This window comes from Novosphingobium colocasiae, from assembly GCF_014652555.1.
GTDB classification, from domain to species: Bacteria; Pseudomonadota; Alphaproteobacteria; order Sphingomonadales; family Sphingomonadaceae; genus Novosphingobium; species Novosphingobium colocasiae.
Window position 1 is genome coordinate 82,181 of record NZ_BMZA01000010.1, and the last position, 17,521, is coordinate 99,701.

Sequence of the window (17,521 nt, forward strand, 5' to 3'; positions counted from 1 at the left end):
ACAACCCTGCGTTGTAGGATTAACCGGTTAAGAAACCGTGCGTTTGCCCCGTTTATCAAGGGCTTGGACCAAAGCACTTGTCATGCCGCAGTGCGGCGACTAGGAGCGCCGCCACGTCATAGGTGCCCGCTATGTGGGCCTAAGAGGGAATTCGGGTGAAGGGACTTGTCCCCATTCCCGTAGCTGCCCCCGCAACTGTGACCGGGGAGCCCGCGCTCCACATGCCACTGGCCCTCATCCAACGAGGCCGGGAAGGCGAGGGCGGGCCGTGATCCGGGAGCCAGGAGACCTGCCTGCTGACGCCGTTATTCGCGCCGGGCGGGGTGTACCGGAAATGCAGCGGGATGGGCACGGCTTCATGAGAGCCGGGCACGCCTCCGCCATGAACGGCAATTCGTTCAGGTCAGGAGGAAGCTATCTTGCGTAAGTATCTGTATTTCATCACCACCGCCCTTGCGGTGAGCTCGCCCGCGTTCGCGCAGGACAATCAGGCCGTCCCCGCCGCCGATGCGGTGCGCGACGATCTCATCACTGTCGTCGCCACCGGCGGGGCCACCCGCGTCGATTGGGCCGGGCAGGCGATCTCGGTCATCGGCGATGCCGAAGTGCGTTCCGTCCAGGGCACTGACCTCACCCGCGTGCTCGAACGCCTGCCGGGGATCACGATCTCGCGCAATGGCGGGCTTGGTGCCACCACCAGCCTGTTCGTGCGCGGTGCCAACTCGCAGCAGTTGCTGGTGATGGTCGACGGCATCCGCGTCGCCGATGTTGCCGCGCCGGGCGGCGGCTACGATTTCGGCGGCCTGTCGAGCGGAGGGATCGGCAAGGTGGAACTGCTGCGCGGCTCCAACTCTGTCATCTGGGGTTCGGAAGCGATCGGCGGCGTGCTGGCGCTGACGAGCCGCGACATCGACGGGGTGCAGGCCGGCATCGAATACGGTTCGCGCGACAGCGTCGATGCCCAGGTCGATGGCGGCGTCGTCGGCGATCGTTACGCGATCAACCTCAACGGCGGCTATTCGCGCACCGATGGCATCTCGCAGTTCGGCGGCGGCAGCGAGCGGGACGGCTACCGCCAATGGCGGGTCGGCGGCCGCGCCCATGTCGATCTGACGCCCGAGCTGACCGCGCGTGTCGTCGGTCGCTACTCGGACGGTCGCACCGATATCGACGGATATCCCGCACCCGCCTATGTTTTCGCTGACGATCCGGAATATCAGAAAAGCCGCGAAATCGGCGCGCTGGCCGGTCTTCGCTACAGCGGCGAGGCACTGACGCTAGACGCCAGCTATCAGCTCTCGGACACCCGCCGACGCTATTACGATCCCACTTTTTCCCCCGAGCCCAATTATGAAACGCAGGGGCAGACCCGCCGCGCCCAGTTGGCGGGCTCTTACGACATCCTGCCGGCGCTGCGGCTCGATTTCGGGGCGGATCACGAGTGGTCGCGCTTCGATGTCTCGTTCGAGGAGCGCCGCCGCGCCAACCTGTCGAGCGGCCATGCCATGCTCGGCTGGTATTCCGAAGCGGTAACGGTGGCCGCCGGTCTGCGCTACGACGATCACTCGCGCTTCGGCGATGCCTGGACCTTCGGTGCGAACGGCTCGGTCGCGCTGGTTGGCGAGCTACGTGCCCGCGCATCCTACGGTGAAGGCTTCAAGGTGCCGACGCTTTATCAGCTTTTTTCCGACTACGGTAATGACAAGCTACACCCCGAACGCAGCCGCAGCTATGATGCCGGACTGGAATGGGGCGATCGCAACGGCGCGCTGTTCGCCGCCGTCACCGGGTTCCGGCGCGACAGTCGCAACCTGATCGACTATGTCTCGTGCTTCAGCACCAGCAATCCGCTGTGCGATGACGGCGGCTACGGCTTTTACGACAATGTCGGCAAGGCCCGCGCCACCGGCGTCGAAGTGGAGCTGGGGGCTCAGGTGTCCCCGGCGCTGCGCGGGCGGGCGAGCTACACCTATGTGAAGACCACCAATCGCACGGCGGGCGATCCCAACCAGGGCAACGATCTGGCCCGGCGTCCGCGCAATGCCATCACCGTATCGCTCGACTGGACCAGCCCCTGGGGGCTGGTGCTGGGCGGCGATATCCGCATGGTGTCCGATGCTTATGACAATGCCTCCAACGCCACGCAGATCGACGGCTGGGCCACTGGCACGATCCGCGCCAGCCTGCCTCTGGGTGAGCACTTCGAACTGTTCGGGCGCGTCGAGAACGTGACCGACAGCCACTACGAAGTGGTCAGCGGCTATGGCACGGCCGGTCGTTCGGCCTTTGCCGGGGTACGGGTGAAAATGTGATCCGCCGCGCCGCCCCGCTCATCGCGCTCCTCCTGACCGGCTGTCTGCCGGACGGGCAGGGCGCGGCGGTGCCGGGCGGCGCGCCTTCGGCTGCCCGGCCGACCATCGTATCACTCAATCCCTGCAGCGACGCGATCCTTGCCGGGATGTCGGTGCCCGGCCAGTTGCTGGCGATCTCCCACTACAGCCAGGAGGCCACCTCGACCTCGATGGACCTTGCCGCCGCCCGCCGGCTGCGGTCCACCGGCGGCACGCTGGAAGAGGTTCTGGCGCTGCGCCCGGATATCGTCGTTGCCGGGTCTTACGTCTCGCCACCGTTGGCGCAGGGCCTGCGCGATGCCGGCATCCGGCTGGTCACCTATCCGATGCCGGCCACCGTCGCCCAGTCGGAAACGCAGATCCGTGATCTGGCCCGCCTTTCCGGAAATATCGCGTATGGCGAGCAGCTTGTCGGCGCAATCGAACATGCTTTGAAAGCTGCCGACCGGCATCGCGGCCAGCCTCCGGTCCAAGCGCTGGTGTGGGAAATGGGCGGGATCGTGGCCGGCAACGACACGCTGATCGCGGACCTCCTCGCGCACGCCGGGTACGCCAATGCGGCATCGGCGCGCGGCCTCGCCCAGGCCGACTACCTGCCGCTCGAACGGATGCTGGCCGACCCCCCGCGCGTGATCTTCACGATCGGCCACGCTGCCGGTGAAGAGGACCGGCTGCTGCGCCATCCGGTGCTGGCGCGGCTGGCCGGGGTGCAGCGCATTCCGCTTGACGGCAGCCTGCACTGGTGCGGCGGCCCGACGATCCCGCGCGCGCTTGCACGCCTCGCACGCCTGCGCGAAGGGTTGGCGAAATGAACCGCCGCCTGATCCTGCTGCTGCTCGCCGCGCTGGTGCTGGCAGTGCCGCTGTCGTTGCTGGCGGGGCGGGTGTGGATCGATCCGTTCGCACCGCAAACGCGCTATGCGGCCGTCATCGTCTTTGAACTGCGCTTGCCGCGCGCGATCCTGGCGCTGGTGCTGGGGGCGGGGCTCGGCGCGGCGGGTGCGGCGATGCAGGGTTTCCTGCGCAATCCGCTGGCCGATCCGGGCCTGTTCGGCGTCGCGCCGGGCGCGGCGCTGGGCGCGGTGCTGAGCTTCTGGACCGGCTATGCCGCTTCGGCATGGCTGCTGCCTGTTTTTGCGCTGTGCGGGGCGGCGGGGGCCATGGCGCTGCTGGCGTTGATCGCCGGACGCGACGGCGGCATCGCGCTGTTCACGCTTGCCGGGTTGATGATCTCAAGCCTCGCCGGCGCGCTAACCAGCCTGGCGATCAGCCTTTCGCCCACGCCGTTCGCGATGAGCGAGATCGTGACCTGGCTGATGGGGGCGCTGGCCGACCGATCCTGGCGCGAAGTGTGGATCGCCACGCCGCCAACCCTGGTCGGGATCGCGCTGCTCGCCAGCGTCGGCCGCAGCCTTGACGCGCTGACGCTGGGCGATGCGGCGGCACGCTCGCTCGGCGTCGATCCGCGCCGGCTGCAGGCGCTGATGATCGCCGGCATTGGGCTTACCGTTGGCGCGGGCGTTGCGGTGGCGGGGATCATCGGTTTCGTCGGACTGATCGTGCCGCACCTGGTGCGCCCGCTGACCGACCGCCGCCCGTCGAGCCTGCTGGTGCCCAGCGCGCTCGCCGGGGCGCTGCTCTTGCTGGTCGCCGATTGCCTGTGCCGTATCCTCCCGCTCAGCGGTAGCGAACTGCGACTGGGCATCGCGCTCAGCTTGCTCGGTGCGCCGTTCTTCCTCGTCCTGCTGTTGCGGATGCGGCGGGGGCTGGCATGACGCTGAGCGCGCAGGACGTGACCCTTGCCGGCCGCCTCTCCGGCGTCTCGCTGTCGTTGCGGTCGGGCGAACTCACCGCCATCTGCGGGCCAAACGGGGCGGGAAAGTCCAGCCTCCTGGCCTGCCTTGCCGGCCTGACCGCACCCGAAGCCGGCACTGTCCTGCTCGACGATGGCAAGCTTGCGGCGATCCCCGGAGCGATGCGGGCGCGGCGGATCGGATATCTGCCGCAATCACCGCAGATCGCTTGGGATATCTCGGTCGAGGTGCTGGTTTCGCTGGGGCGGCTGCCCTGGCCCGACGCCCCCTCGGAGACTGCGCGCGCGGCGATCGAGGCTGCGCTTTCGGCGATGGATATGGGACATCTGCGCCACCGCCCGGTCTCGCGCCTGTCGGGCGGCGAGCGGGCACGGACGCTGATGGCGCGGGTGCTGGCAACACGGCCGGACTGGCTGCTGGCTGATGAACCGCTTGCCAGCCTGGACCTGGCGCATGCCTCGGGACTGATCCGTTGTTTCCGCGATCAGGCAAAGGCCGGGCACGGGGTGGTGCTGGTGCTCCACGATCTGGCCTGCGCGATGAATCATGCCGATCGGGTGGTGGTGCTCGATCAGGGGCATATCGCCGCCGATGGCCCGCCGCATGAGGCGCTGAACGAAGATGTGATCGCGCGGGTATGGGGCGTCAATGGTCGCTGGCTGGGGGAGCCGGGCTTTCGGGCGCTGTCGCTGCCCTGACGGGTCAGCGCGGGCCGACGCCGCGCGCGAACTGGTCCTGCAGATTGCGCAGCGCCCGCCCGGATACCGGCGGCAAGCCGCGCGGCTCGCGCCCTTCGCGCAGAGCCTTGCGATCGGCTTCGCTCGGTTGGACCACACGGACCCGAACCGCCGCCTTGCCCTTGTTCCGCACCCCCAGTCGCTCCGCCGCGCCGCGCGACAGGTCGATGATCCGCGCCTGCTCACCAAACGGGCCGCGATCGTTCACCCGCAGCAGGATACGCTTCCCGGTGTCAAGCGCGGTAACCTCGACATAACTCGGCAAGGGCAGGGTGCGATGGGCGGCGGTCGCCCACCCGGTCTGGAACCGCTCCCCGTTAGCGGTGCGATTGCCGCTCTCATTGCCGTACCATGTGGCATAGCCGAGCATGTCGTAGCCCGGATCGGCGGCGGGCGTATAGGTTGTGCCGCGCACCATATAAGGCGGGCCGATCCGCACCGGCACATCCGCCACCGGCCGAAACTTGCCGCCGCCGCACCCGGCGAGTGCCATTGCGGCAGCGGCTGCCAGCGCAAGCCGGCCGGGACAAGGATAGGCGCGGACCATACTCAAACGCTAAGCCGGTCCCGCCGACGCGTCACGGCTGCGTCGCGCTTTATCCTCTGCTTTCAGGTCTCAGGCGGTGTGAAACCGGCCGCCTGACCAGATACGCATCGGCTCGGCCCCACCTCCGCGCTTTTCGGCAATCTGGCGGTCGAAAATGAGCGAACCGGTCCGCTCGCTCCCGTGGGGCGCGAAACGGTTGCGGCGATAGAGCATCTGCTTGTCATCGATCATGGCTCTTCTCCTCTCACCTCACCATATAGACCTGATGGGGGCGTGCTGCCAGATCGGGCAGGCGCTGCCTCGGGATTTATCGCCCTGTCGGACCGTGCATCAGGCCATCGGCAGGGCGCTGCTACCGGGCGCAGTATTCGGTGTACCCGGCGCGGCAGGCAGCCACGTCCCGCCGCCACTGCGCCACGGCCTCGTCATACTCGCGACGGGCATCGGCATAGTCCGCCTCGGCGCGCGTGGCGCGATAGCCGGAGTCGTGAGCGGGCGGCGGTGAAGTCGCCTCGTACTCCGCACGTCCGCGCGTCGCATCGTAAGCGCGCCAGCCACTGGCGTAGCCCGCGTCGCGATCGCGGACTGTGGCGAGCTGGGCTTCGTTCATGCGACGGATCGTCTCGCGGTCAGCTTCGCGCGCGGCTTGGTTGCGCATGGCGGGATCGGTCGGGTCGTCAGCCCGAGCGAGCTGCGGGGCGGCGGCGCTTGCCAGTGCGAAGGCGGTGAACGCGGCGCGCGCCGCCACGCCGAACGGAGTGGGTTTTCTCATCGTATCATCCCTGAAACGCGGTGTTTTTCGCTCCGCGTCGGCGTGCGCGAAGACGTATGGCGTGTTGCCGCCGTACCGCGCCAACGAAATGCGACGGGGAGAGTGGCCTAGCGCCGACCGGTGCAAATTTCGGGGCGGGGTGGCCGTGCGTTGCAATCCCGGCGGCGCGCGCCAACATAGGGGATCGAACCCGGTGCATCGATCCCGCGTGCCTCTTGCGATGCGCGAACAAATCTGGAACAAATATCTCCCATGAGTCTTACCACGATTTCCGTGCGCGGCGCGCGCGAGCATAATCTCAAGGGTTTCGATATCGATCTGCCGCGCGATGCGCTGATCGTCGTCACCGGGCTGTCGGGATCCGGCAAGTCCAGCCTCGCGTTCGACACGATCTATGCCGAAGGCCAGCGCCGCTATGTCGAGAGCCTGTCCGCCTACGCGCGGCAGTTTCTGGAGATGATGCAGAAGCCTGATGTCGAGCATATCGACGGCCTCTCGCCGGCCATCTCGATCGAGCAGAAGACGACGAGCCGCAACCCGCGCTCCACCGTCGCCACCGTGACCGAGATCTGGGACTACATGCGCCTGCTGTGGGCGCGGGTGGGTGTGCCCTATTCGCCCGCCACCGGCCTGCCGATCGAAGCGCAGACGGTGTCGACGATGGTCGATCGGGTGATGGACCTGCCTGAAGGGACCCGCGCCTATCTGCTGGCACCGGTGGTTCGTGGCCGCAAGGGTGAATACCGCAAGGAACTGGCCGAGTGGCAGAAGGCCGGCTTTACCCGGGTGCGGATCGACGGGGAGTTCTATCCGATCGAGGATGCGCCGGCGCTGGACAAGAAGTTCAAGCATGACATCGAAGTGGTGGTTGATCGTATCGCTGTGCGGGACGGCATCCAGACCCGGCTGGCCGACAGTTTCGAGCAGGCGCTCAAGCTGGCGGAAGGCCTTGCCTACGTCGATCTCGCCGATGGGGTAGTGCCCGGGCGCGAGCATGAGGGGCAGGGCGGGGCGATGAAGGGCGCGGGGTTGCCTGCCAATCGCATCGTCTTTTCCGAAAAGTTCGCCTGCCCGGTTTCCGGCTTCACGATCGAGGAGATCGAGCCGCGGCTGTTCTCGTTCAACGCGCCCCAAGGCGCATGCCCGGCGTGTGACGGGCTGGGCGAAAAGCTGCTGTTCGATCCGCAACTGGTCGTCCCGAACGAACATCTTTCGCTGAAGCAGGGCGCGGTGGTGCCGTGGGCCAAGTCCAACCCGCCTTCGCCCTATTACATGCAGGTGCTGGCGAGCCTGGCGAAGCACTTCGGCTTTGACCTTACAACGCCGTGGGACGCGCTTTCGGCCGAGATCAAGGTGGTTATCCTGTACGGCACCGCCGGCAAGCCGGTGCCGCTGACATTCAAGGACGGCAAGAAGGAATATACCGTCTCCAAGCCGTTCGAAGGGGTGATCGGCAACCTCAATCGCCGCATGCTCCAGACCGACAGCGCCTGGATGCGCGAGGAACTGTCCAAGTTCCAGACCGCGCAGCCGTGCGAGACCTGTGACGGCAAGCGGCTCAAACCCGAGGCGCTGTCGGTCAAGCTGGCGGGGAGCGACATCGCTGACGCCGCGCGGCTGTCCGTGGCCGATGCCTGCACGTGGTTCGGCGCGCTGGATGCGAAGCTGACCGATCAGCAGCGGCAGATTGCCCGCGCCATCCTCAAGGAAATCAACGAACGGCTCGGATTTCTCAACAATGTCGGTCTGGATTACCTCAATCTCGATCGCACCAGCGGCACGCTTTCGGGCGGCGAAAGCCAGCGTATCCGGCTGGCCAGCCAGATCGGATCGGGCCTTTCCGGCGTCCTCTACGTTCTGGACGAGCCGAGCATCGGCCTGCACCAGCGCGACAACGACATGCTGCTGGTCACCCTCAAGCGGCTGCGCGACCTCGGCAATACGGTGATCGTGGTGGAGCATGATGAGGATGCCATCCGCGCCGCCGATCACATCGTCGATCTGGGGCCGGGGGCCGGGGTCCACGGCGGCGAAGTGGTCGCCCAAGGCACATTGAAACAGGTGCTCAAGAGCAAGGACAGCCTGACCGCCGCCTACCTCAACGGTACCCGCAAAATCGAGGTGCCCAAGGTGCGGCGCAAGGGCAACGGGCACAAAATCGTGGTCGAGAACGCCCGCGCCAACAACCTGACCGGCGTGACGGCGGCCTTTCCGCTCGGGACGTTCTGTTGCGTCACCGGGGTGTCGGGCTCGGGCAAGTCCTCGCTGACGATCGATACCTTGCAGGCCGGGGCCAGTCGCGCGCTGAACGGGGCGCGGGTGATCGCCGGAGCGCATGACCGCATTACCGGGCTCGAGAAATGTGACAAGGTGATCGAGATCGACCAGTCGCCGATCGGGCGCACCCCGCGCTCCAACCCGGCGACCTACACCGGGGCCTTCACCCTTATCCGCGACTGGTTCGCCGGGCTGCCGGAATCGCAGGCGCGCGGTTACAAGGCCGGACGGTTCAGCTTCAACGTCAAGGGTGGCCGCTGCGAGGCCTGTCAGGGGGACGGGCTGATCAAGATCGAGATGCACTTTTTGCCCGACGTCTACGTGACGTGCGAGGAATGCCACGGCCGGCGCTACAACCGCGAAACGCTGGAAGTGAAGTTCAAGGGCAATTCCATCGCCGATGTGCTCGACATGACGATCGAGGATGCGGAGGAGTTCTTCAAGGCGGTGCCGCCGATCCGCGACCGGATGCACATGCTGAACGAGGTGGGGCTGGGCTACGTCAAAGTTGGCCAGCAGGCGACCACGCTATCGGGTGGCGAGGCGCAGCGGGTCAAGCTGGCCAAGGAACTCGCGCGGCGATCGACCGGGCAGACGCTCTACGTGCTGGACGAGCCGACCACCGGCCTGCACTTCGAGGACGTGCGCAAGCTATTGGAGGTGCTGCACCGGCTGGTCGATCAGGGCAATTCGGTGATCGTGATCGAACACAACCTCGATGTCATCAAGACAGCGGACTGGATCATCGACCTCGGCCCTGAAGGGGGCGTGCGCGGTGGCCAGATCGTTGCGGAGGGCACGCCCGAGCAGGTGGTCAAGGTGCCCGGCAGCTTCACCGGGCATTACCTCAAGCCGCTGCTCACCGCCTGAACAGCAGGGCTGATCAGGCGGCGGGGGCCAGATCGGCCTGCGGTTTCGGCCGGCTTGTACCGGCCGGAGACCGGGCGTCGCGCGCGAGCTGTTCGATGAAGGCCAGCTTGCCGACGATCGCCTTTGACAGGTTGAACGGATAGAGATCCGGCTGGCCCATCGCCCGGTTCATCGCGTTCATCGCGAAAGCCAGCGGGGCCATCGCCTCGGCCAGGCGGGCAGCCTCGGCGGTATAAGGATCGAAGCCGATCTCCACCTCGCGCGGTGCTCCCGGCGCGCCCAGTTCGAGCGACAGGTCCAGCCCGCCGCCGGTGGCGAGAACATCGACGATATGGAGATAGTGCGCGAAGGTTTCGGCGAAATCCTCCCACGGGTGTGATGTGGCGTAATGACTGACATAAGCGTCGGTCCAGATATTGCCGCCGTTATCGGCGTAGTGCGCCTGAAGGGCGGTCGAATAGTCGGCGCGCTCATCGCCGAACAGGGCCCGGAACGCCTCAAGCCGCTTGGCATCGGGAGCAACCAGTCGGGACCAGAAATGGTGGCCTACTTCGTGCCGGAAGTGGCCCAGCAGGGTGCGATACGGCTCACCCATCGCCGCGCGGGTGCGTTCGCGTTCGGCGTCGTCGGCCTCGATCAGGTTGAGCGTTATCAGGCCGTCGTCGTGGCCGGTCAACACGCGCCGGTGCCCGGTCGCCTCCGCTTCCGGGTCATGGAGGAAATCGAACGCCAGCCCCTGACGCTCGGGCGTTTCCTCAGCTTTGGTCTCCAGCGGGAGGCCAAGCCGGATCAGGGTATGGAACATCCGCCGCTTGGCCGCTTCCACTTTGGCCCAGCGCTCCGGCACGGTCGGTTCGGCCAGGTCGGGAATGGTGCGATTGTGACGGCAGGCGCGGCACATCGGCGTATCGTCGTCGGTTTCCACCAGCCAGTTGCAGATCTGGAAATCGTTGTTGTTGGCGCAGACCACGACAGGCGCTTCGTTGCCTTCGCCGTCGCGCCAGGTGGTGGCATTGTCGGCAAGGAACAGGAAGGTGTCGCGGCCGGGTTCATAGCCCAGCGTGGCGCTGCATCCGGGGCAGACGCGCACTTCGAAATGGTTGAGCCGGCGGCAATTGGGGCAGGGATAAGGGCGCATAGTCTCTTCTCGTCAGCCAGAGGGGCAGTCGGGCACATAACGAGGAAGCGCCACCGCCGTTTCCGCGTGGCCGAGAAATATCGAAGCGGGCGGTCCGGTCAGGCCGGCGGTCGCTCGCGATGCACTTTTTGTCCGTGGCGGGGAACCAAGTCCGCCCATAGTGCATTTGGGGTGTGAAGGTCGGCGCGGTGTTCTTCCCCCCCCTCCCGCGCACCGCGTCGGCCGCCCCCTACAGGACAGCGTCACCCTACACGGTATCAACCGGGTTGGGTCAGTCGTCGGCCTCAACGGCGAGCGACACCATGCCGCTGCCCGCGCGCTCGATCCCCAACTGGCGCGCTGCGGCCTGGGACAGGTCGATTACGCGATTGCCGTGAAACGGGCCGCGATCATTGATGGTTACAATAACAGATTGGCCGGTGGCCGCATTGGTCACTTGCACGTGCGATCCCATCGGCAGGCTGCGGTGCGCTGCGGTCAAGGCACCGGGATCGTATCGTTCACCGCTGGCGGTGCGTGCGCCGATCAGTTCGCGGCCGTAATAGCTGGCTATCCCTTTGCCCATCGGCTGGTAGACCGGTGCAGGGGGTGGCGCAGGAACAGCAGTAGCCGGAACCGGGGAGAGGACGGGAGCGGGCGAAAGCGTGGCCGCCGGTGCAGTGGGCGAAACCGCAACGCGGACCAGGGCGGAATCGGCATGAAGCGGACTGGCGATCAGGAACATGGTGGCCGAGCACAATGCCGCCACTTTGCTGATGATGATGGCCCGCAAAACATACCCCGCTTCGTCATTGACGATGCGCGGCTTCTACAGGAAGCGGCCGCCGGTGGGGATGGCGGGACTCGGGACGCGCGAACGGCCCGTCGCGTTAAGGCAACGGGCCGCCGAGATATGTTAACAGGTGAGCATTTGCGTTAACCCGGCATCGTGCGCCGGGCGTCCGGTCAGCGATCGCGCTGGGCGAGCAGGCGCAGGCGCAGCGCGTTGAGCTTGATGAAGCCGGCCGCGTCCTTCTGATCATACGCGCCGGCATCATCCTCGAACGTCACGTGGCGTTCGGAATACAGCGAATCCGCGCTCATGCGGCCGACCACGGAAGCCTGGCCCTTGTAGAGCTTGAGCCGCACCGTGCCGTTCACCCGCGCCTGCGAATGATCGATCGCGGCTTGCAGCATCTCGCGCTCGGGTGCGAACCAGAAACCGTTGTAGATGAGCTCCGCATACTTGGGCATCAGCTCGTCCTTGAGGTGAGCGGCCCCGCGATCGAGCGTGATCTGTTCGATGCCGCGGTGCGCGCGGGCATAGATCTCGCCACCGGGCGTCTCGTACATCCCGCGCGACTTCATGCCGACGAAGCGGTTCTCGACCAGATCGAGACGGCCGATGCCGTGCTTGCGACCGAGATCGTTGAGAGCCGCGAGAAGGGTGGCCGGCGACATCGCGACGCCGTTCAACGCGACGCCATCACCCTTTTCGAAATCGATGGTGATGTATTCGGGCGCATCCGGCGCATCCTCGGGATTGACCGTGCGTGAATAGACGTAGTCCGGGGTTTCTTCCCACGGGTCTTCCAGCACCTTGCCCTCGGACGAGGTATGGAGGAGGTTGGCGTCGGTCGAGAACGGGCTTTCGCCGCGCTTGTCCTTCGGCACCGGGATCTGGTGCTGTTCGGCCCAGGCGATCAGCGCGGTGCGGCTGGTCAGGTCCCATTCGCGCCACGGGGCGATCACCTTGATGTTCGGATCAAGCGCATAGGCCGAGAGTTCGAAGCGCACCTGATCGTTGCCCTTGCCGGTCGCCCCATGGGCAACCGCGTCAGCCCCGGTCTCGTGCGCGATCTCGATCAGCCGCTTGGAGATCAGCGGCCGGGCGATCGAAGTGCCCAGGAGGTAATCGCCTTCGTATCGGGCATTGGCGCGCATCATCGGGAACACGAAGTCGCGCACGAATTCCTCGCGCAGGTCATCGATATAGATATTGCTTTCGGGCAGGCCCATCAGGCGGGCCTTGGCACGGGCGGGTTCCAGTTCCTCGCCCTGGCCGAGGTCGGCGGTGAAAGTCACAACCTCGCAGCCGTAAGTGACCTCGAGCCACTTGAGGATGACGCTGGTATCGAGGCCGCCGGAATAGGCGAGGACGACCTTCTTGATCTCGGAGGACATTGGTCACGGGCTCCCGCGTGGAATCGTGGCGCGCGCCTAACAGTGCCGCCGCCTTATCGCAACCTTTGCGGCTCAGCCGGTCAGCCCCGCCTCTGCGTCGGCAAGGTAATCGCGGGTGATGGGGGTGGCGTGGCGATCGCGGATGTACTGGATCTGGTAATTGCACATACTGCCGCTCTCGAACGCGGCGGTGGCCCCGGACAGATAGAACAGCCACATGCGATAGAACCGCTCGTCCATCATCGCGATGATCGCGTCCTTGTTGGCCACGCAGCGCGAGTACCATTGCCGCAGGGTCTTGGCGTAATGCAGCCGCAGGTTCTCCACGTCGGCCGCGATCAGCCGCACTTTCTCGCTGGCGGCCACGGTTTCGCTGAGTGCCGGGATATAGCCGCCGGGGAAGATATACTTGCGGGTGAACAGATCGGTCGCGCCGGGGCCACCCATGCGCCCGATGGTGTGCAGCAGCATTACCCCGTCTTCCGCCAGCAGGGCGCGGGCGGTGCGGAAGAACTGGCCGAACTGCGCCTGCCCGACATGTTCGAACATGCCCACTGAGACGATCCGGTCATAACGCTCCCCGCGCGCTTCGAGGGCGCGGTAATCGACCAGTTCGAACGTGACCAGATCGGTAACGCCCGCCGCCTCGGCGCGCTCGCGGGCAAGGGCCAGTTGTTCTTCGCTGAGGGTGATGCCGTGCACCCGCGCGCCGGTCTTGCGGGCCAGGTAGATCGCCATCCCGCCCCAGCCACAGCCGATGTCGAGAATGCGCAGCGGGGCGGCGGACGGGGTATCGAGCCGCAGCTTGGCGGCGATGTGGGCGAGCTTGGCCTCCTGTGCCTGTTCCAGCGTCATGCTGTCATCGGGCCAGTAGGCGCAGGAATATTGCATGTGATCGGTATCGAGGAACAGCCGGTAGAGATCGTTGCCGATGTCATAGTGATGCGCGATGTTGCGCTTGGCGCGCGCTGCTTCGTTCATCCCGTCGATCAGGGTGACGAGCTTGCCGCCCAGTTTCTTGAGCGCGCCCTTCGGCGCGATGTTGCCGCCATGATCCCACCGGTTGTTCATCCGCAGCAGGGCAGCGAGATCCATGATCTCGCCCGCTTCGACGATGAGCCGGCCATCCATGTACGCTTCGCCGGCACCGATACGCGGGTCCATCAGGATCTGGCGCTCGGTTGCCTTGTCGACCAGGCGGATGCGGATATCGGGATAGCCCGGCGCGCTCTGGCCGACGGTGGTGGTGCTGCCATCGGGACGCAGGATCGTCAGCGTCCCGTGGCGGATGGCCTTGGCAAGATAGCGGTCAAGGATCGGTGCGCTCACGGTTCGAAACCTCGGTCAGGGGGCCATCATTGGCGGGCAAGGAACAGGACATCGCGCGGCTGTGCAAGGAGGTGTTGGCCGGAATCGACGAATACCGTCTCGCCGCTCGCCAGCCAGCCTTCGCTGAGAAACAGGGCGGCATCGGCAATGTCGTCCGCCAGCGTCTTGCGGGCCAGCAGGTTCATGCGATGGGAAATCTCGGTCTCCGCCTCGGTCTGGTCGTGGCTGGCAAGGATCGCGCCGGGGGCGATGCCGTAGACCCGGTCCGCTGCGTTGGCTGCCGCCATTGCCAGCATCGGGATGGTCGATGCCAAGGCGTGCTTGCTCATCGTGTAGGAGAAGAAATCCGGATTGGGGTTGAGCAGCTTCTGGTCTGTCACATGGATGACCCGCTTGCCACCGGCGCTTTGGGCTAACCGCAGGAAATCCTGGCTCAATCGGGCTGGAGCGGCGGCGTTGACCTGCATGGCGCGGGCGAAGATCGCCGGGTCGATCGCATCGGCGGTGTCGAGATCGAACACCCCGGCGCAATTCACCAACACGCGCCAGTCAGGCAGGCTCTCGGCAAGGTCGCGCACCATGCGGCGGCAATCCGCATCATCGTCCAGATCGCAGGCGATGATCTCGGCAGAGGGCAGTTCCGCGGCGACCGCGCGGGCCTGATCGAGCGAGCGGCCGTAATGGATGACCACGTGCCAGCCTGCGGCCCCGAAGGCCCGGGCAATCGCTGCCCCAATGCGCTTGGCACCGCCGGTCACCAGCATGGCGGGGCGATTTAGCGGCATTGCGGGGGAGAGCTATGGCAACGGGGCGGGACGCACGACATCGCCCCTTGGACCACAAACCCTCCGCATGGGGAAGGCATCCCGTACATCCACCGCCGGACCGGCGCGCCAGACCCTTGCTGTCGCGCCGGCGATGGGCGGTTTAGGAGTTGACCGTCGACATGCTCGACGAGGTCTTGGTGAACGTGGATTTCAACTGCGAACCCATGCCCGACATGGCGGTGATCGCCGCGACCGCGATAAGCGCGGCGATCAGGCCGTATTCGATAGCTGTTGCCGCAGTCTCGTCGCGACGAAGATATTTCAGTATCCGCACAAAGGCCCCCTTGGACGAAAGAATTATCGATCAATCCCCTGCGAACGCTGAGGAACGATTGGTAGGAATACGGACAAATCATTTATAAAAAGGTAATCACATGGTTATTCGCGCGTTTACGATCTGAGGAGCAGGCTCACCGGCACTGCAAATCACCGCGATCGATTTCGCGGCCGACCACGCCGCCCAGCACGCCGCCGACTACGGCGCCCAGCGTCTTGTCGCCACGCCCAGCCACTGCGCTGCCGGTGAGCGCGCCAAGCCCGGCCCCGATGATCAGGCCGGTGGTGCCGTTATCGCGGCGGCAGTAATAGCGCCCGTCGCGGCCGCGCCAGATGTGGTCGTTGCGGGTAATCCGGCGCGGGTGGTAATAGCGCCCGCGATCGTCATAGATGCGGTCGCGGTGGCGATGCCCGTCGCGATACTCCTTGTGGCGGTGCCCGTGCGCCGGGGCCCATGGCGGCGGATCGGCGGCGGCGGGCAGGGCGGGAAGCGCCAGGCCAAGGGCGGTGAGCGCGAGGATGAACTTTTTCATGGCTTGCTCCATCTGCCGGACATGCGCCGGAATGAAGCGATGATGTGCCAAGTGGTTCCCGTACCCGGGATGAACTGCGAGGTCAGGTTCCCGACAGGCTCAGGCGCTGAGCGTCTTGCCCGGCAGGCTGACGTACCACTTTGCGATCCACGGCATGACTTGGGCATAGGGAATAGGCGGGCAGATGCCGTATCCTTGGCCATAATGGCACCCCAGCGCCACCAGCCTTTGCCGCGTTTCCAGCGTCTCCACCCCTTCGGCTACGAGCGGGATGCCCAGGCTTTCGCACAGCACCACCAGGCTGCTCACCAGCGACTGGTCGAACCGGCTTTCGGAAAAGCGGGCGATGAACGAGCGGTCGATCTTGATTTCGCCGACCGGAAATTCGCGCAAGTAGCCGAACGAGGTAAAGCCGGCCCCGAAATCGTCGATCGACAACTGGATATGGTGCGCCAGCAGGCTCTCGATCACCCGGCGCGTTTGCGCGGGATTGTTGATGAGCGCGGTCTCGGTCAGTTCCAGCGTGACGCTGCGGGGATCGATGCCGTTAAGGCGGACCTTTTCGGCCACCCGTTCGACAAAGCCGGGCCGCTCCAGCACGCGCGGTGAGATGTTGACCGCCAGCGTCACGTCACCCACCGCGCTGCGGATCGGGGCGAACTCGGCCAGCACCCGGTCGAGGCAGTGATAGGTGAAGGTTTCCAGCAGCGGCGATTGCTCGACCGTGCGGACCAGGTGTTCGGGCGAGATCGGCTCGCCCTTGGCGCGGTTCCAGCGGACCAGCGTTTCGAACCCGGTGATGCGGCCATCGCGCATGTCGATCTTGGGCTGCCAGTGCCAGTCCACTTCGTTCGCCGCCATCGCCGCTTCGAATTCTTCGAGCAGAACCGGCCGGTCGATCGCGGTCAGCCCCAGTGCCAGCGTATCGGTGGCGACTACCACCTTGTCGATCCCGCGCTTGGCATCGTACATCGCCGCGTCCGCTGCCGATAGCAGCGCGGTGGGCGCATATCCCAGTTGCGGGCACAGCGCCACACCCGCCGAAGCGCCGACGTAGAGCACCCGCTGGTCGTGCAGGATCGGTTGCTCGACCAGCTTGATCAGCTTGCCGACGATCTGCAGCGCCGCTTCGTGCGTGGCGATGTTTTGGAGGATCAGCGCGAATTCATCGCCGCCAAGCCGGGCGATCGTATCCACTTCGCGCAGGTTCGCGCGTAGCCGCCGGGCCACCATGCCCAGCACCATGTCGCCGGCGGCATGGCCGAGGCTGTCGTTCACTTCCTTGAACCGGTCGAGGTCGATCATCACCACCGCCACCGGATCGCCGCTGCGGCGGGCACGGGCGCAGTGCTGTTCAAGCCGGTCGAAGAACAGGCTGCGGTTGGGCAGGTCCGTTAGCGGATCGTGCATGCTGCGGTGAGTCAGCTCCGCCTCGGCGCGGCGCAGGTCCTGGCGGTATTTGCGCCAGGCCATGCATTCTTCCACCGATGCCGCCACTTTTTCCGCTGACAGCGCCTTCTTGGTGAGAAATTCGGTCATACCCGATTTGATCGCGGCGGCGGCGATCTGTTCATCGCCGTTGCCGGTGACCGCCACGATCGGGCAATCCGGATCGAGTTCCTGATGGATCGCCGGGACGAGATCGCGGCCGTCCCCGTCGGTCAGCCCGAAATCGAGGAACACGATATCGAAATGGGTAGCTGGACGGCGGATCAGTTGCAGCGCTTCAGCGCGCGAGGCCGCTTCGACCACGCTGATCCGGCGCGGACCGTGATGGAGCATGCGCGTCAGCCGTTCCCGATCGACATCATCGTCATCCACGATCAGGGCGTGGATGTCGGTAGGGGAATTGTGCAGGAATTCCATGGGGATGCGGTCCTTGTGGGGG

16 protein-coding genes and 1 riboswitch are annotated in these 17,521 nt (G+C 65.8%); of the genes, 5 read left to right on the top strand and 11 right to left on the bottom strand.

Features of this window, described 5'->3' with window-relative positions; all coding sequences use genetic code 11:
* Positions 1-103: 103 nt before the first annotated feature.
* Positions 104-312: riboswitch (cobalamin riboswitch) on the top strand.
* A 107-nt stretch (positions 313-419) separates the two neighbouring features.
* From IE122_RS13115 to IE122_RS13130, 4 genes are read left to right on the top strand one after another with little or no spacing between them, the layout of a single operon-like run.
* Positions 420-2,312 (top strand): TonB-dependent receptor plug domain-containing protein, encoded by a 1,893-nt coding sequence (locus IE122_RS13115; protein ID WP_189621627.1) that lies wholly within the window; start codon positions 420-422, stop codon positions 2,310-2,312.
* A complete protein-coding gene (locus tag IE122_RS13120) occupies positions 2,309-3,163 on the top strand; it encodes a helical backbone metal receptor (RefSeq protein WP_229814128.1) in 855 nt (284 codons plus the stop codon). The genes IE122_RS13115 and IE122_RS13120 overlap by 4 nt, the downstream gene beginning before the upstream one ends.
* A complete protein-coding gene (locus tag IE122_RS13125; protein WP_189621628.1) occupies positions 3,160-4,125 on the top strand; it encodes a FecCD family ABC transporter permease in 966 nt (321 codons plus the stop codon). The genes IE122_RS13120 and IE122_RS13125 overlap by 4 nt, the downstream gene beginning before the upstream one ends.
* The gene (locus IE122_RS13130; protein WP_189621629.1) at positions 4,122-4,862 is read left to right on the top strand and encodes an ABC transporter ATP-binding protein; all 741 of its coding nucleotides are present in this window, start codon (positions 4,122-4,124) and stop codon (positions 4,860-4,862) included. The genes IE122_RS13125 and IE122_RS13130 overlap by 4 nt, the downstream gene beginning before the upstream one ends.
* A 4-nt stretch (positions 4,863-4,866) precedes the next feature.
* On the opposite strand, the gene IE122_RS13135 is transcribed toward IE122_RS13130, so the two are convergent.
* The 3 genes from IE122_RS13135 to IE122_RS13145 all read right to left on the bottom strand — a co-directional run bounded on the left by IE122_RS13135 (position 4,867) and on the right by IE122_RS13145 (position 6,220).
* The gene (locus IE122_RS13135) at positions 4,867-5,394 is read right to left on the bottom strand and encodes a septal ring lytic transglycosylase RlpA family protein (protein WP_229814130.1); all 528 of its coding nucleotides are present in this window, start codon (positions 5,392-5,394) and stop codon (positions 4,867-4,869) included.
* A 123-nt stretch (positions 5,395-5,517) separates the two neighbouring features.
* On the bottom strand, positions 5,518-5,679 hold the full coding sequence (locus IE122_RS13140; RefSeq protein ID WP_189621630.1) for a hypothetical protein: 162 nt from the start codon (positions 5,677-5,679) through the stop codon (positions 5,518-5,520).
* Positions 5,680-5,800: 121 nt separating this feature from the next.
* Positions 5,801-6,220, bottom strand: coding sequence for a hypothetical protein (locus IE122_RS13145; protein ID WP_229814132.1), 420 nt, complete (start codon positions 6,218-6,220; stop codon positions 5,801-5,803).
* A 252-nt stretch (positions 6,221-6,472) separates the two neighbouring features.
* Here IE122_RS13145 and uvrA point away from each other — a divergent pair, with 252 nt between their 5' ends.
* On the top strand, positions 6,473-9,367 hold the full coding sequence (uvrA, locus tag IE122_RS13150; RefSeq protein WP_189621631.1) for an excinuclease ABC subunit UvrA: 2,895 nt from the start codon (positions 6,473-6,475) through the stop codon (positions 9,365-9,367).
* 13 nt (positions 9,368-9,380) lie between these two features.
* Here uvrA and IE122_RS13155 read toward each other — a convergent pair whose 3' ends face one another.
* From IE122_RS13155 to IE122_RS13190, 8 genes are all read right to left on the bottom strand, one after another.
* The gene (locus IE122_RS13155) at positions 9,381-10,505 is read right to left on the bottom strand and encodes a zinc-binding metallopeptidase family protein (RefSeq protein WP_189621632.1); all 1,125 of its coding nucleotides are present in this window, start codon (positions 10,503-10,505) and stop codon (positions 9,381-9,383) included.
* A 271-nt stretch (positions 10,506-10,776) separates the two neighbouring features.
* Positions 10,777-11,229 (bottom strand): septal ring lytic transglycosylase RlpA family protein, encoded by a 453-nt coding sequence (locus IE122_RS13160; protein WP_189621633.1) that lies wholly within the window; start codon positions 11,227-11,229, stop codon positions 10,777-10,779.
* 221 nt (positions 11,230-11,450) lie between these two features.
* On the bottom strand, positions 11,451-12,668 hold the full coding sequence (locus IE122_RS13165; protein ID WP_189621634.1) for an argininosuccinate synthase: 1,218 nt from the start codon (positions 12,666-12,668) through the stop codon (positions 11,451-11,453).
* Between the two features lie 72 nt (positions 12,669-12,740).
* On the bottom strand, positions 12,741-13,997 hold the full coding sequence (locus IE122_RS13170) for an SAM-dependent methyltransferase (protein ID WP_189621635.1): 1,257 nt from the start codon (positions 13,995-13,997) through the stop codon (positions 12,741-12,743).
* Positions 13,998-14,023: 26 nt separating this feature from the next.
* The gene (locus tag IE122_RS13175) at positions 14,024-14,782 is read right to left on the bottom strand and encodes an SDR family oxidoreductase (RefSeq protein WP_229814134.1); all 759 of its coding nucleotides are present in this window, start codon (positions 14,780-14,782) and stop codon (positions 14,024-14,026) included.
* Positions 14,783-14,924: 142 nt separating this feature from the next.
* Positions 14,925-15,098 carry a Flp family type IVb pilin gene (locus tag IE122_RS13180; protein WP_189621636.1) on the bottom strand — a complete coding sequence of 58 codons (174 nt, stop codon included), beginning with the start codon at positions 15,096-15,098 and terminating at the stop codon, positions 14,925-14,927.
* A 136-nt stretch (positions 15,099-15,234) separates the two neighbouring features.
* The gene (locus IE122_RS13185; RefSeq protein WP_189621637.1) at positions 15,235-15,633 is read right to left on the bottom strand and encodes a glycine zipper 2TM domain-containing protein; all 399 of its coding nucleotides are present in this window, start codon (positions 15,631-15,633) and stop codon (positions 15,235-15,237) included.
* A gap of 99 nt (positions 15,634-15,732) precedes the next feature.
* Entirely contained in the window at positions 15,733-17,499 is a 1,767-nt protein-coding gene (locus IE122_RS13190) for a putative bifunctional diguanylate cyclase/phosphodiesterase (protein WP_189621638.1), read from the bottom strand.
* Positions 17,500-17,521 lie beyond the last annotated feature (22 nt).